General features: G+C 57.2%; 12 protein-coding genes. 3 read left to right on the forward strand and 9 right to left on the reverse strand.

The window, feature by feature from the left end:
• Positions 1-7: 7 nt before the first annotated feature.
• The 3 genes from ubiE to udp all read right to left on the reverse strand — a co-directional run bounded on the left by ubiE (position 8) and on the right by udp (position 3190).
• Entirely contained in the window at positions 8-763 is a 756-nt protein-coding gene (gene ubiE, locus AC3WOK_RS22845; RefSeq protein WP_008501525.1) for a bifunctional demethylmenaquinone methyltransferase/2-methoxy-6-polyprenyl-1,4-benzoquinol methylase UbiE, read from the reverse strand.
• A gap of 66 nt (positions 764-829) precedes the next feature.
• A complete protein-coding gene (rmuC, locus tag AC3WOK_RS22850) occupies positions 830-2287 on the reverse strand; it encodes a DNA recombination protein RmuC (protein ID WP_059311543.1) in 1458 nt (485 codons plus the stop codon).
• Positions 2288-2428: 141 nt separating this feature from the next.
• The gene (gene udp, locus AC3WOK_RS22855; protein WP_003860792.1) at positions 2429-3190 is read right to left on the reverse strand and encodes a uridine phosphorylase; all 762 of its coding nucleotides are present in this window, start codon (positions 3188-3190) and stop codon (positions 2429-2431) included.
• A 255-nt stretch (positions 3191-3445) separates the two neighbouring features.
• On the opposite strand from udp, the gene AC3WOK_RS22860 reads away from it, so the two are divergent.
• A complete protein-coding gene (locus AC3WOK_RS22860; protein WP_059311542.1) occupies positions 3446-4252 on the forward strand; it encodes a dienelactone hydrolase family protein in 807 nt (268 codons plus the stop codon).
• Between the two features lie 72 nt (positions 4253-4324).
• On the opposite strand, the gene metE is transcribed toward AC3WOK_RS22860, so the two are convergent.
• Positions 4325-6586 carry a 5-methyltetrahydropteroyltriglutamate--homocysteine S-methyltransferase gene (gene metE / locus AC3WOK_RS22865; RefSeq protein WP_492355148.1) on the reverse strand — a complete coding sequence of 754 codons (2262 nt, stop codon included), beginning with the start codon at positions 6584-6586 and terminating at the stop codon, positions 4325-4327.
• Between the two features lie 115 nt (positions 6587-6701).
• Here metE and metR point away from each other — a divergent pair, with 115 nt between their 5' ends.
• Positions 6702-7655, forward strand: a complete 954-nt coding sequence (metR, locus tag AC3WOK_RS22870) for an HTH-type transcriptional regulator MetR (RefSeq protein ID WP_048339012.1) — start codon at positions 6702-6704, stop codon at positions 7653-7655.
• Here metR and AC3WOK_RS22875 read toward each other — a convergent pair.
• The 3 genes from AC3WOK_RS22875 to pldB all read right to left on the reverse strand — a co-directional run bounded on the left by AC3WOK_RS22875 (position 7543) and on the right by pldB (position 10343).
• Complete coding sequence (locus AC3WOK_RS22875; RefSeq protein ID WP_492355149.1) at positions 7543-8442, reverse strand: carboxylate/amino acid/amine transporter; 900 nt, start codon at positions 8440-8442, stop codon at positions 7543-7545. The two genes, metR and AC3WOK_RS22875, sit on opposite strands and share 113 nt — an antisense overlap.
• An 82-nt stretch (positions 8443-8524) precedes the next feature.
• On the reverse strand, positions 8525-9325 hold the full coding sequence (gene yigL / locus AC3WOK_RS22880; protein ID WP_063431779.1) for a sugar/pyridoxal phosphate phosphatase YigL: 801 nt from the start codon (positions 9323-9325) through the stop codon (positions 8525-8527).
• A 25-nt stretch (positions 9326-9350) separates the two neighbouring features.
• Positions 9351-10343: a lysophospholipase L2 gene (gene pldB, locus AC3WOK_RS22885; RefSeq protein WP_047345450.1), complete on the reverse strand. Its 993-nt coding sequence runs from the start codon at positions 10341-10343 to the stop codon at positions 9351-9353.
• A gap of 109 nt (positions 10344-10452) precedes the next feature.
• Here pldB and rhtB point away from each other — a divergent pair, with 109 nt between their 5' ends.
• Positions 10453-11073, forward strand: coding sequence for a homoserine/homoserine lactone efflux protein (gene rhtB, locus AC3WOK_RS22890; RefSeq protein ID WP_063431778.1), 621 nt, complete (start codon positions 10453-10455; stop codon positions 11071-11073).
• Here the strand turns inward: rhtB and rhtC are convergent.
• Both rhtC and recQ read right to left on the reverse strand, forming a co-directional pair.
• Positions 11070-11690, reverse strand: a complete 621-nt coding sequence (gene rhtC / locus AC3WOK_RS22895; protein WP_006179256.1) for a threonine export protein RhtC — start codon at positions 11688-11690, stop codon at positions 11070-11072. The two genes, rhtB and rhtC, sit on opposite strands and share 4 nt — an antisense overlap.
• A 61-nt stretch (positions 11691-11751) precedes the next feature.
• On the reverse strand, positions 11752-13581 hold the full coding sequence (gene recQ, locus AC3WOK_RS22900) for an ATP-dependent DNA helicase RecQ (RefSeq protein WP_047345452.1): 1830 nt from the start codon (positions 13579-13581) through the stop codon (positions 11752-11754).
• Between the last annotated feature and the right edge of the window lie 33 nt (positions 13582-13614).

The raw sequence follows: 13614 nt of genomic DNA on the forward strand, positions 1-13614 counted from the left end.
CCTCCACTCAGAATTTGTAACCGCGATGCAGCGCGACGACACCCGCCGTCAGGTTGAAATATTCAACGTTCTCAAATTCCGCGTCCTGCATCATGGCTTTTAATGTGTCCTGATCCGGGTGCATACGGATAGACTCCGCCAGATAGCGATAGCTTTCCGCGTCGTTGGCCACCAGCTCGCCGATGCGCGGCAGCACGTGGAAGGAATAGGCGTCGTAAGCTTTGCTCAGCGGCTCAATAATGGGTTTAGAGAACTCGAGCACCAGCAGGCGTCCACCCGGCTTCAGCACGCGATACATGGAACGCAGCGCTTTTTCTTTATCGGTAACGTTACGCAGACCGAAGGAGATAGTGATGCAGTCGAAGGTGTTGTCCGGGAACGGCAGCGCTTCAGCGTTTGCCTGCACATATTCCACATTTCCCACCACGCCGATGTTACGCAGCTTTTCGCGTCCCATTTTCAGCATGGAGTCATTGATATCTGCGAGAACAACGCGACCGGTTTCGCCCACCAGACGGGAGAATTTCGCGGTTAAATCGCCCGTACCGCCGGCTAAATCCAGCACAGTTTGTCCACGACGCACGCCGCTACAGTCAATGGTGAAGCGCTTCCACAAGCGATGAATACCGAACGACATCAGGTCATTCATCACATCGTACTTCGCCGCCACGGAATGAAATACGTGGGCCACCATGTCAGCTTTCTGCGCTTTGGCGACAGTCTGAAAGCCAAAGTGCGTTGTGTCTTGTGAATCGTCAACCATCTCAGAGCCTGCTTATCAGTAAAATGTTCGTGAAGTGTAACAGATTGGGCGCAATTGCCCTACGTTTCAACCACCGCGAAAGAAACGCGCGGGAGGCTCTTCGGGTGATAAATCCGCCGCTAAGGTGTTGTCTTCACTGTTTGTCTTTTGTTCGTCCGCACCTTCACGCAGGCGAAACTCTTCGTCCTGGGCGATGGCCTGTTCGACCAATTCCGGATTAATCTCGCGTTTAACCTCTACTCCCAGGCTGCGGAATGCTTCTGCCTGCACCAGAAGATTGCCACGGCCGGAGGCGAGTTTTTTCATCGCCTGACGGTAGTTATCCTGCGCACGGTCCAGGCTCTGCCCGACCGAAGACATGTCGTCCACGAAGAGGCGCATTTTGTCGTACAGCTTGCTGGCGCGTTCGGCAATCTGCTGCGCGTTGCGGCTCTGGTGCTCATAGCGCCAGAGGTTGGCAATAGTGCGCAAGGCCACCAGCAGCGTGGTAGGGCTGACCAGCATAATGTTGTTTTTGAGCGCTTCGGTGATCAGCTCAGGCTGTCTGTCGAGTGCCAGCAGAAACGCGGGCTCAACCGGGATAAACATCAGAACATAGTCCAGCGAGCGCAGGCCTGGCAGTTGCTGATAATCTTTTCTGCCGAGCAGGCGAATGTGGTTACGCACCGAGGCAATGTGCTCCTGCAGGGCAGACTCACGCGTATAGTCATCTTCCGCATTAAAGTAGCGCTCATACGCCACCAGCGTCATTTTGGCGTCAATCACCACATCTTTACCCTGCGGCAGCCGCACTATTACATCCGGCTGCATACGCGAGCGGGCATCGTTTTCGATACTCACCTGCGTTTCGTATTCATAGCCTTCCCGCAGGCCAGAGGCTTCCAGTACGCGGGTCAGTACCACTTCTCCCCAATTGCCCTGGGTTTTGTTATCACCTTTAAGGGCACGGGTCAGGTTGACCGCTTCCTGCGCCATTTGCGCATTCAGTTGCTGAAGATTGCGAATCTCATGCGCCAGCGTGTGGCGCTCGCGGGCTTCCTGACCAAAGCTGTCCTGCACCTGGCGGCGAAAACCGTCCAGCTGTTCGCGCAGCGGCGTCAGCAGGCTGTTCAGACTCTGGCGGTTCTGTTCGTCAACGCGACGGTTGCTGTGCTCGAAAATACGGTTGGCGAGGTTCTCAAACTGTTCGCTGAGGCGCTGCTCGCTGTTGATCATCTGGCGGATTTTGTCTTCCGCATGCAGTTGCGTGGATTCAAGGCGGGTGGTCACTTCGCGGAGATCGGCCTCCAGCGAGGTGTTGATATCGCGCAGATTACGCAGCTCGTTGTTGAGCAGCTCACACTCATCACGCCAGTGTTCGCTCAGCGCAAGCTGCTGCTTTGCCGCGCTTAAATCGGCGACTATCTCTTCGCGCTCTGCCAATTGATCGGCCTTCTGCTGCGCATGCTGATAGCTGGAAATGAGCCAGCCTATTGCCACACCCGCCAGCGCAATCACCGCATATACCAGGACTGAGATATCCACAATGCCCCCTGCATCAACGTATTACCCGCACAAAATAGGATTGTGCTGTATAAACGTCCAGTTTGAAAGGGTTTTCCTGCGAGGCGCTACGCAAAAAATCAAAGGCCGAACGTGTCGGCCTTTGATTTCGAAAGGAGAGGACTAGATCAGGCGACGCGCGGCTTCAACCACGATTTTCACCGCATGACTTTCAGTCTGCTTCATGGTTTCGGCGTTCGGGATTTCCTGCTGGGTACGGTTGACGATAACGCCCGCCACCATACCGGCACGCAGACCCTGGCTTGCGCACATGGTCAGCAGCGTTGCAGATTCCATTTCGTAGTTCATCACGCCCATGGACTGCCACTCTTCCATTGAGCCTTTGAAACGGCTAACGACGCGGCCGGAGAAGGTGTCGTAACGCTCCTGGCCCGGGTAGAAGGTATCGGAAGAGGCGGTTACGCCCACGTGGGTAGTCGCGCCCACGGATTTCGCGGCTTCAACCAGCGCAGTAGTACATTCAAAGTCTGCTACTGCCGGGAATTCCATCGGCGCAAAGTGCAGGCTTGCTCCGTCCAGACGTACGGACGCGGTCGTGACCAGCACGTCGCCCACGTTGATGTGCGGCTGAATAGCGCCGGTGGTACCGATACGCAGGAAAGTACGAATGCCCAGCTGCGCCAGTTCTTCAACAGCAATTGAAGTAGACGGTCCACCGATACCGGTAGAACACACGATCACGGCTTTACCATCCAGCTCTGCACGCCAGGTGGTGAATTCGCGATGGGCTGCCAGCTTGACCGGCTTATCCATCAGCGCGGCGATCTTTTCCACACGCTCAGGGTCGCCAGGGACGATTGCGAGCGTAGCCCCTTGTAAATCGTTTTTGGTGAGGCCGAGATGAAAAACATCAGACTTAGACATAGGTGACTCCTCTGTGGGTCGGTTAGTCAGAAGAAGTAAAACGGTACTTTACAGAAGCAGTAAGGATAATTTCGTGACGCAACTCACCATGAATGAAAATGATTGCATTAAATTTCCATAAAAAAGTGATTTACATCACATTAACAAGTTATATCGTCATGTGCTGCACAAAAGATAGACCGTTTAAGGCACTGTGAGTTGTTAACCTGGTGTCTATATTTACCTTTGCGCTAACTCATTGGTACGGAGAATGCCATGACTGAAAAAACCGGTTTTGCACCTGCTGCGGCCCCACATGCTTCAACCATCGTGTCGACGCCAGAAGCGGAAATTACGGCGGGTGAGACCTCCATTCCCTCGCAGGGGGAGAATATGCCAGCTTATCACGCACGGCCAAAATCGGCAGACGGCCCGCTGCCCATCGTGATTGTGATTCAGGAGATTTTTGGCGTTCACGAACACATTCGCGACCTCTGCCGCCGGCTGGCGCTGGAAGGGTATCTGGCCGTTGCTCCAGAGCTCTACTTCCGTCAGGGCGATCCGAACGACTACAGCGATATTCCCACGCTGCTCAGCAACCTGGTCAGCAAGGTTCCTGACGCACAGGTGCTGGCCGATCTCGACCACGTTGCCAGCTGGGCGGCGCGCAACGGGGGCGATCCACACCGTCTGCTGGTCACCGGTTTCTGCTGGGGCGGTCGCATTAGCTGGCTGTATGCCGCACATAACCCGCAGCTCAAAGCCGCTGTCGCCTGGTACGGTAAACTGGTGGGTGAAAAGACGCTGAATTCACCGAAACATCCCGTGGATATCGCCACTGAGTTAAATGCCCCGGTGTTAGGGCTGTACGGCGGTCAGGACACCGGTATTTCGCTGGATTCGGTAGAGACCATGCGCCATGCGCTCCGCGCGGCCAATGCGAAGGCGGAGATTGTGGTGTACCCGGATGCCGGACATGCGTTTAACGCCGATTATCGTCCGAGCTATCATGCAGAATCAGCCAAAGATGGCTGGCAGCGGATGCTGGCGTGGTTTAACCAGTACGGCGGGAAAAAAGCGTAAAAAAAGCCCGGTGGCAGTTACGCCTTACCGGGCCTTCAGGTAGGCCGGGTGCCACCCGGCAATGCAGATCCGTTACGCCTGACGCAAGTTCTGCGCCGCTTTCACCATGTTGGCCAGCGCCGCGCGGGTTTCCGGCCAGCCGCGGGTTTTCAGTCCGCAGTCCGGGTTTACCCACAGGCGCTCTGCCGGAATGCGCTGAGCCGCTTTTTTCAGCAGGGCTTCAATCCACTCCACGCTAGGCACGTTCGGGGAGTGAATGTCGTACACGCCCGGCCCAATCTCATTCGGATAGTCGAACTCTTCAAACGACTCCAGCAGCTCCATGTCTGAACGCGAGGTCTCGATGGTGATCACGTCAGCGTCCAGCGCGGCAATCGAATCCATGATGTCGTTAAATTCGCAGTAACACATGTGGGTGTGGATCTGGGTGTCGTCCTTCGCGACCGCGGCGTTGATGCGGAACGCTTCCACGCCCCACTGTAAATACGCATCCCAGTCGCTGCGGCGCAGCGGCAAGCCTTCGCGCAGCGCCGGTTCGTCAATCTGGATGATGCCAATGCCTGCGGCTTCGAGATCGGCCACTTCGTCACGCAGCGCCAGCGCAATTTGCTTCGCGATGGTTTCACGGGTCACGTCTTCACGCGGGAAGGACCAGCAAAGAATTGTTACCGGACCGGTGAGCATGCCTTTCACCGGCTTGTCCGTCAGGGACTGCGCGTATTTCGCCCACTCCACGGTGATCGCTTCCGGACGGCTGACGTCACCAATGACCACCGGTGGCTTCACGCAGCGGGAGCCGTAGCTCTGCACCCAGCCGTTCTGGGTAAACACGAAACCGTCCAGATGTTCACCGAAGTATTCCACCATGTCGTTACGCTCGGCCTCACCGTGCACCAGCACGTCCAGACCCAGACGTTCCTGCTCGATAATCGCCTGTTTGATGTGTTCAGCGATACCGGTGCGGTAGTGATTCGCATCCAGATTGCCCTTTTTGAAGTCCAGACGCAGGCCGCGGATCTCGGTGGTCTGCGGGAAGGAACCAATTGTAGTGGTCGGCCACGCGGGCAAGTTGAAGCGGGCGCGCTGCGCTTCGGCGCGCACCTCATACGGGCTCTGACGCTGGCTGTCCTGGGCGGTGATGGCCGCCAGGCGTTTTTCCACCGCCGGGTTATGGACACGAGCCGAGTGACGACGCGCCTGAATCGGTGCGCTCCATTTGGCAATAGCCGCCGTGTCGCCACTGTTGAGCGCGTCGCGCAGCAGGACCAGCTCTTCACATTTTTGCAGCGCGAAGGCAAACCAGCTTTTTACTTCGGCATCCAGACGCGTTTCCACGCTCAGATCGATCGGGCTATGCAGCAGCGAACAGGAAGATGCTACCCAAAGCTCACGCTTACCGACGATGTCCTTAATCTGGGCGTATTTCTCGGTGAGATCGGCGCGCCAGACGTTACGGCCGTTGATCAGGCCAGCGGAGAGCAGCCAGTCCGCTGGCAAGCGCTTGTGCAGCTCCGCGACATCGTCCTTACCGTGTACGAGGTCAACGTGCAGGCCCTGAACCGGCAGCGCGGTAATGGTCTTCAGGTTCGGCGTCACGCCTTCGAAATAGGTGGTCAGCAGAAGTTTTACCTGACCGCTAAGCGCGTCATACGCCGGTTTGAAGGCATCGAGCCACTCCTGCGGCAGTTCAAGCACCAGCGCAGGTTCGTCGATTTGCACCCACTGAATGCCGCGCTTGCCCAGCTCAATCAGCACCTGTTTGTAGACCGGCAGAATATCCTTCAGCAGGCTGAGCCGGTCAAACTGCTCGCCCTTGACTTTACCCAGCCACAGGTACGTTACCGGCCCAAGCAGCACCGGTTTCACCTGGTGGCCCAGCGCCAGCGCTTCGTCCACTTCATCCAGAAGCTGCGTCCAGGTCAGCCTGAACTGCTGGCCTTTTACGAATTCCGGCACCATATAGTGATAGTTGGTGTTAAACCACTTGGTCATTTCCGCCGCTGCCGCTGGCTCACCCGTCGGCGCACGGCCACGGCCGATGCGGAACAGGGTATCGATATCTACCGATCCATCTTTGTTCTGATGACGAGCCGGCACGTTGCCAAGCAGCAGGCTGGTCGTCAGAACATGGTCGTACCAGGCGAAATCGCCCACCGGCAGCAGGTCAATGCCCGCCTGTTTTTGCTGATCCCAGTGACGGGCGCGCAGCTCGCGTCCCACCGCCAGCAGTTCTTCACGGGTGGCGTTACCCGCCCAGTAGCTTTCTTGCGCTTTTTTCAGCTCGCGACGCAGGCCAACGCGAGGGAAACCGAGAGTGTGATTGCGGATTGTCATGGTATGCCCCTTGTGAAATTCGTTATTTAGACGTCCAGATGTTTACACATCTATAATTGGCAGGTACTGTATATTCCTCAAGCGCAAAATGTTCATGGCGAAGTGAAGGACTTTCATGATCGAGATAAAACACCTGAAAACGCTACAAGCGTTGCGGAACTGCGGCTCGCTCGCGGCGGCGGCAGCCACGCTGCATCAGACCCAGTCCGCCCTTTCTCACCAGTTCAGCGATCTGGAACAGCGCCTTGGATTTCGTCTTTTTGTGCGTAAGAGCCAGCCGCTGCGCTTTACGCCTCAGGGCGAGATCCTGCTGCAGCTGGCGAATCAGGTGCTGCCGCAGATCGCCAGCGCGCTGCAGGCGTGTAACGAACCGCAGCAGACCAAGCTGCGTATCGCCATTGAATGCCACAGCTGTATTCAATGGCTGACCCCCGCGCTTGAGAACTTCCGCCAGAAGTGGCCGCAGGTAGAGATGGACTTTAAATCCGGCGTGACGTTCGACCCGCAGCCCTCGCTCCAGCAGGGCGAGCTGGATCTGGTCATGACCTCCGACATACTGCCGCGCAGCGGCCTGCACTATTCGCCGATGTTTGATTATGAAGTGCGCCTGGTGCTGGCGCCGGACCATCCGCTGGCAGCTAAAACGCGCATCACGCCGGAAGATCTGGCGACAGAAACGCTGCTGATTTACCCGGTTCAGCGCAGTCGTCTGGATATCTGGCGTCACTTCCTGCAGCCGGCAGGCATTAGCCCGCAGCTGAAAAGCGTGGATAACACCCTGCTGTTGATTCAGATGGTGGCGGCAAGAATGGGCATCGCGGCATTGCCGCACTGGGTGGTGGAGAGTTTTGAACGCCAGGGTCTGGTGGTCACCAAAACCCTGGGTGAAGGACTGTGGAGCAGGCTGTACGCCGCCGTGCGCGATGGCGAGCAGCGTCAGCCGATTACGGAGGCGTTTATTCGCTCAGCGCGGAACCACGCGTGCGACCATCTTCCGTTTGTGCGGAGCGCGGAGCGACCCAGCGTCGATGGACCCACAGCGAAGCCAGGATCACCGTTCCCCCAATAATGAAGCTCGGCCAGTGCGGCTGTTGCTGCCAGATGGCGAGGTTGACCAGTAGCCCTGCCGGGACATGCACGTTGTTCATGATCCCCAGCGTACCGGCGTCTACCTGAGTAGCGCCGTAGTTCCACATGAAATACCCCAGCCCTGATGCCACAACGCCCAGCCAGACCAGAACGCCCCACTGCACGGCGGTGGTCGGCAGCTTTTGCGGGTTACCGAGCATAAACCACGCCGCCACCGCGATAATCGCGGCCCCCATATAGAACCAGGCAAATGCGTTATGCTGCGGCATCGGACGGGTTTCCATCAGGCGCTTGTAGCCCACCATGCCGATGGCAAAACTGATGTTGGCGAGCTGGACGAACATTAGCCCGGTCCAGAAGTGATCGCTGACTTTGTCATAGCGAATAATCGCCGCGCCGATCACCGCCAGTGCCGCGCTCAGCAGGTATCCCCAGCGCAGGCGGCGCTTGCTGAGCAAATCGTAGATTAGCGTGATATAGAGCGGCGTAAGCACGGTGAACAGCAGGAATTCAGAGACGGACAGGTAGACGTAAGCCCGGAAGCTAAACAGATACATGATGCCGAGCTGCATCGCCCCCACCAGCATATACAGCACGATCGTTTTCAACGATTGCCCGCGCGTACGCAGAAACGGCAGGAACACCAGCGCCGCCAGCCCCACGCGCATCAGCACCGAGAAGTAGCTGTCGACTGAACCGGCAAGGTATTCGCCAATCAGGCTAAAGGAGAAGGCCCACAGGATAGTGGTGATAATGAGTAGCGCCACAATGCTTGTCTCTCAGAAAGAAGGACAGGCATTGTAGCGAACTCTTTAGTTGACAACTGAGCAATAAATAACCGAATGAAGTTTATTCAAGGAACAGCTTGCGCAGATATTTCGGTACCGCGTTGTCGCCGTTGGTGCCGATCACTTCCAGCTCCGGATGCAGGTCTTTCAGACGCTGGTGCGCGTTCTCCATAATGCAGCCCTTGCCCGCCATGGAGAGCATCTCGGCGTCGTTCATGCCGTCACCAAAGGCGATGCAGTCTTTCAGCTCGAATCCCAGACGTTTCGCAACCGCTTCCAGCGCGTGGCCTTTGGAGACGCCCCCGGCCATCACTTCCAGACAGGTCAGCGTTGAGAAGCTCACGTTGACGCGATCGCCCCAGCGCGCGTTGATCGCCTGCTCCAGCGGCAGCAATTCCTCATGGTTTACGCAGGTGAAGAACACCTTGCTGATCCCTTCCGGCTCCAGCAGACCCGGCTCGTACAGCGAGTACTGGAATACGGCTTCCTTGAAGAAACGCATCTCTTCCGGGCGGTGGCGGTTCATGAACCAGTCGTCGTCGCGGTAAACGTTGGTGACGATGTTCGGGTTGTTATGCACTACCCCGAACAGATCGGCGGCAATATCGCGATCCAGGTTATGGGTAAAGATCAGGTTGCCGTCGGTATCATGCACGCGCGCACCGTTAGAGGTGATCATGTACGATTTGATTTCAAGATTATCGCGGATCTGCCCTACGTCTACGTGGTGGCGGCCGGTGGCAAACACGAAGTTCACGCCCCGGGCGGTCAGCAGCTTTAAGGTCTCTTTCGCGTAAGGCGACAGGGTGTGGTCGGGAGAAAGCAGCGTGCCATCTAAATCAGATGCAACAACCTGGTACATAGGGAAATTTAACCTCAATAGAAAATCAGTTATGCCGGTCGAAAAACTCGACGATGGCGTTAAGCGCGACTGAGCGCATAGCGTCCTTTTCAAAAAGGATCTCATGGTACGCGCCGTTGATGACCAACGGTTTTCCCCCTTCACAAGGGTGCCCGGCGGCAGCGCGGAGTTCGCAAAAGCGGTCATGCATGCGGTTATCCACCACACGCTCTTCTTCAGCCTGAATCAGGAGCGTTGGCGTGTCGTCATTCGCGACGCCCGCCAGAACCTGCTCACCGGCAAGGATCCCTTCCCGCACCCAGTGATATGTCGGGCCACCCACGCGCAGGCGCGGTTCATCGGCATAAAAACGCAGGTTACGACGATAGCGCTGTCGGCTGTGGGTCAGCACGTTCATCGCAAACGGCAACGCCCGCCAGCGCCCGGTGCCGATGGCGTAACCTTCACGAATGCGCTGATGGCCCTCAGCCCAGTCGAGAATATGGCGCACCATCCAGTCCGGAAAGCGCATGACGATGCCGTACATCGGCGCGGTGAGCGCAATGGCGTCGCACTGGTGCTCGTGACGCTGTAAAAACAGCGTTGAAATCGCACCGCCCATTGAGTGCGCCAGAATATAGCGCTTCCGCCATGGGCCAGGCTCGACCTCCTGCTGCCAGAACGCGGCGAGATCGTCGACGTAATCGCTGAAGCTATCCACATGGCCGCGATGCGTATCCGATAACAAGCGGCCCGAAAGCCCCTGCCCGCGGTGATCGATAATCAACACATCGAAGCCCAGATGGAACAGGTCATAGGCCAGTTCGGCGTATTTGATGTAGCTCTCGATACGCCCGGGACAGACCACGATGACCCGGTCATTTTTCTTATCGTGAAAACGCACAAAGCGTACCGGTATATCACCGACGCCCGTAAACTCATCTTCCTCACGCTGGCGCCAGAAATCGGTCAGCGGCCCCATGGAGAAAGCAGCAAATGCGTTTTCTCGTGTTTCCCAGTCCTTTTTCTGCTGAAACATCGGGTTTCCACTCACGTAAGCCAAGGAATATCGTTTTTTCGTAACCGGTCACAAAATGACTCAACAATAGCGTATTGTGGCATAAAAACAGACGATTCGGGAGTTTCAAATGACCTTCGAGTGGTGGTTCGCTTACCTGCTGACATCCATCATCCTTAGCCTTTCACCGGGCTCGGGCGCCATTAACACCATGACCACCTCCATCAACCACGGCTATCGCGGTGCGGCAGCGTCGATTGCCGGTTTGCAGGCCGGGCTGGGCATTCACATCGTCCTGGTCGGAATTGGCCTGGGCACCCTGTTCTCCCGCTCGGTACTGGCTTTTGAGATACTGAAATGGGCCGGTGCAGCATATCTGATCTGGCTGGGTATTCAGCAGTGGCGCGCGGCGGGCTCCATCAACCTGAATACGCTCGCTCAGACGCAAAATCGCGGCCATCTGTTTAAGCGCGCGGTGTTCGTCAACCTCACCAACCCAAAAAGCATCGTCTTCCTCGCCGCGCTGTTCCCGCAGTTTATCGTGCCACATCAGCCCCAGGTGATGCAGTACGTGGTGCTGGGTGCGACCACCATTATCGTCGATATCATCGTGATGATTGGTTACGCGACCCTGGCGCAGCGGATTGCGGCGTGGATTAAAGGGCCTAAGCAGATGAAGGCCCTGAATAAAGTCTTTGGCTCGCTGTTTATGCTGGTTGGCGCGCTGCTTGCTTCAGCGCGTCATGCTTAGCGAGAAATGATGAGATGAATGCCGAAGCCGGCGAACAGCGCGCCGGCGAAGCCGTCAATCCACTTCGCGATGCGCTGATAGCCACGGCGCATTGCCGGTAAGGCAAACAGGCTTGCCACCACGGTGAACCACGCAAAGGTCTCAACGACGATCAGCAGGAAGATACCCCAGCGCGCGCCCGCGCCGACGTTATCCCCGACAAACAGCGAGAACACCGAGCCGAAATAGATAATGGCTTTCGGGTTTGCCAGGTTGGTCAGCAGCCCTTTCACAAAGCTGCGGCCGCCCGTTGCCAGCTCAACCTTTGGCTCTTCCGGTTTTTTCTCTTCTTTTTTCAGCGCGCCGCGCAGCATCTGGTAGCCCATCCAGCACAGGTACAGGCCACCGCCAACCATAATGATGTTATGTAGCCAGGCCATCTTCGCCAGAATCAGGTTCAGGCCAAGCAGCGCGACCGCGGCCCAGACCATGACGCCCATAGTAATACCGAGCACGCCCATCATGGCCTCTTTACGGGAGCGGCTGACGGCCGTTTGTGACACGAAGAAAAAGTCCGGGCCCGGGCTCATCAGCGCAACGATGTGCACTAACGCCACGGTGAGAAATAGCATCAACATAATTCGCTCGCAGGGAAATAATTCAGTGAGTCATCATCCTGACACTTTTTTGCCCGGCTGACTACTCCTCATCATCACCGTCGGCATGAGAGCGGATGAGGGCCATAAACTCCTTCCCGAAGCGCTCCAGCTTGCGCGTACCGACGCCGTTGACGCTGAGCATTTCGCTGGCGCTGAGCGGCATCTGCTCGGCCATCTCAATCAGCGTCGCGTCGTTGAACACCACGTAAGGCGGGATGTTCTCTTCATCGGCAATGGCTTTACGCAGCTTGCGCAGTTTGGCAAACAGCTTGCGGTCGTAGTTGCCGCCGTACGATTTTTGCATCACCCGCGGCTTCAGGGCGATAACGCGCGGCACGGCGAGCTTCAGTTCAACGTCACCGCGCAGGACCGGACGCGCCGCTTCGGTCAGCTGCAGCGCGGAGTGCTGAGCAATGTTCTGTGTGGCAAAGCCGAGGTGAATCAGCTGACGAATAATGCTGACCCAGTGCTCGTGGCTCTGGTCCTTGCCAATACCGTAGACGGGCAGCTTGTCGTGGCCCATATCGCGGATACGCTGGTTATTAGCACCGCGCAGCACTTCCACCACGTAGCCCATCCCGAAGCGCTGGTTAACACGGTAAATAGTCGAGAGCGCCTTACGCGCGTCCATCAGGCCATCGTACTGTTTCGGCGGATCCAGGCAGATATCGCAGTTGCCGCACGGCTCCTGTCGCCCTTCACCAAAGTAGTTGAGCAGCACCAGACGACGGCAGGTTTGCGCTTCGGCAAACGCGCCCATCGCGTTGAGCTTGTGGCGTTCGATATCCTGCAGCTGTCCCTGCGGTTTTTCCTCCAGGCAGCGGCGCAGCCATGCCATATCGGCCGGATCGTAAAACAGCATCGCTTCCGCTGGCAGACCGTCACGCCCGGCACGGCCGGTTTCCTGATAGTAGGATTCGATATTGCGCGGAATGTCGAAGTGCACCACAAAGCGCACGTTGGGCTTGTTTATCCCCATGCCGAACGCTACCGTCGCCACCACGATTTGCAGGTCATCGCGCTGGAATTTCTCCTGCACGTCGGCACGGATGTGGTTCTCTAACCCGGCATGATAGGCCGCCGCGCTAAAGCCACGGTTTTGCAGACGCGCGGCAGTGTCTTCCACCTTCGCTCGGCTGTTGCAGTAGATGATGCCGGACTTGCCGCGCTGCTCCTGCACGTAGCGTAAGAGCTGATCCAGCGGCTTGAATTTTTCCATCAGCATGTAGCGGATGTTGGGGCGGTCGAAGCTGCTGACCTGAATATAGGGGTCGTTCAGCCCCAGCAGGCGAACAATATCCAGACGGGTGGTGTCATCTGCCGTGGCGGTAAGCGCCATAAACGGCAGCTCGGGGAAGCGCTGACGCAGTTGGCCGAGCGCAGCATATTCCGGGCGGAAATCGTGACCCCACTGGGAGATACAGTGCGCTTCATCCACCGCCAGCAGGACCGGGTTCCAGTGCGCGAGATGGTCGAGGAAGTTATCCAGCATCAGGCGTTCCGGCGCGATATACAGCAGGCGGATCTGCCCGGTGCGGCACCCGGCCATCACCTCTTGCTGCTGCTCGCGGGTTTGCGTCGAGTTAAGACACGCCGCCGCCACGCCGTTGGCGAGCAGCTGGTCAACCTGGTCTTTCATCAGAGAAATCAGGGGCGATACCACGACCGTCAGGCCGTTAAGCACCAACGCGGGCACCTGATAGCAGAGGGATTTACCGCCGCCGGTCGGCATCACCACCAGGCAATCGCGACCTTCCAGCACCGTTTCAATGATGGTTTCCTGGCCAGGGCGGAACTGCTGGTAGCCAAAGGTTTCATGCAAAACCTGTTTAGCCAGCGACTCCTGATTCAATACTTCCGCCTGCGCCACATTAACCCCATATGCGAAAAATAAAACAGGCGC

The organism is Enterobacter sp. FW301-JW81 (assembly GCF_058788735.1).

Excerpts from the sequence above, each read along its gene's own strand:
- ubiE (WP_008501525.1), bottom strand. The coding sequence starts at position 763 with ATGGTTGACGATTCACAAGACACAACGCACTTTGGCTTTCAGACTGTC.
- udp (WP_003860792.1), bottom strand. The coding sequence starts at position 3,190 with ATGTCTAAGTCTGATGTTTTTCATCTCGGCCTCACCAAAAACGATTTA.
- AC3WOK_RS22860 (WP_059311542.1), top strand. The coding sequence starts at position 3,446 with ATGACTGAAAAAACCGGTTTTGCACCTGCTGCGGCCCCACATGCTTCA.
- metE (WP_492355148.1), bottom strand. The coding sequence starts at position 6,586 with ATGACAATCCGCAATCACACTCTCGGTTTCCCTCGCGTTGGCCTGCGT.
- metR (WP_048339012.1), top strand. The coding sequence starts at position 6,702 with ATGATCGAGATAAAACACCTGAAAACGCTACAAGCGTTGCGGAACTGC.
- yigL (WP_063431779.1), bottom strand. The coding sequence starts at position 9,325 with ATGTACCAGGTTGTTGCATCTGATTTAGATGGCACGCTGCTTTCTCCC.
- pldB (WP_047345450.1), bottom strand. The coding sequence starts at position 10,343 with ATGTTTCAGCAGAAAAAGGACTGGGAAACACGAGAAAACGCATTTGCT.
- rhtB (WP_063431778.1), top strand. The coding sequence starts at position 10,453 with ATGACCTTCGAGTGGTGGTTCGCTTACCTGCTGACATCCATCATCCTT.
- rhtC (WP_006179256.1), bottom strand. The coding sequence starts at position 11,690 with ATGTTGATGCTATTTCTCACCGTGGCGTTAGTGCACATCGTTGCGCTG.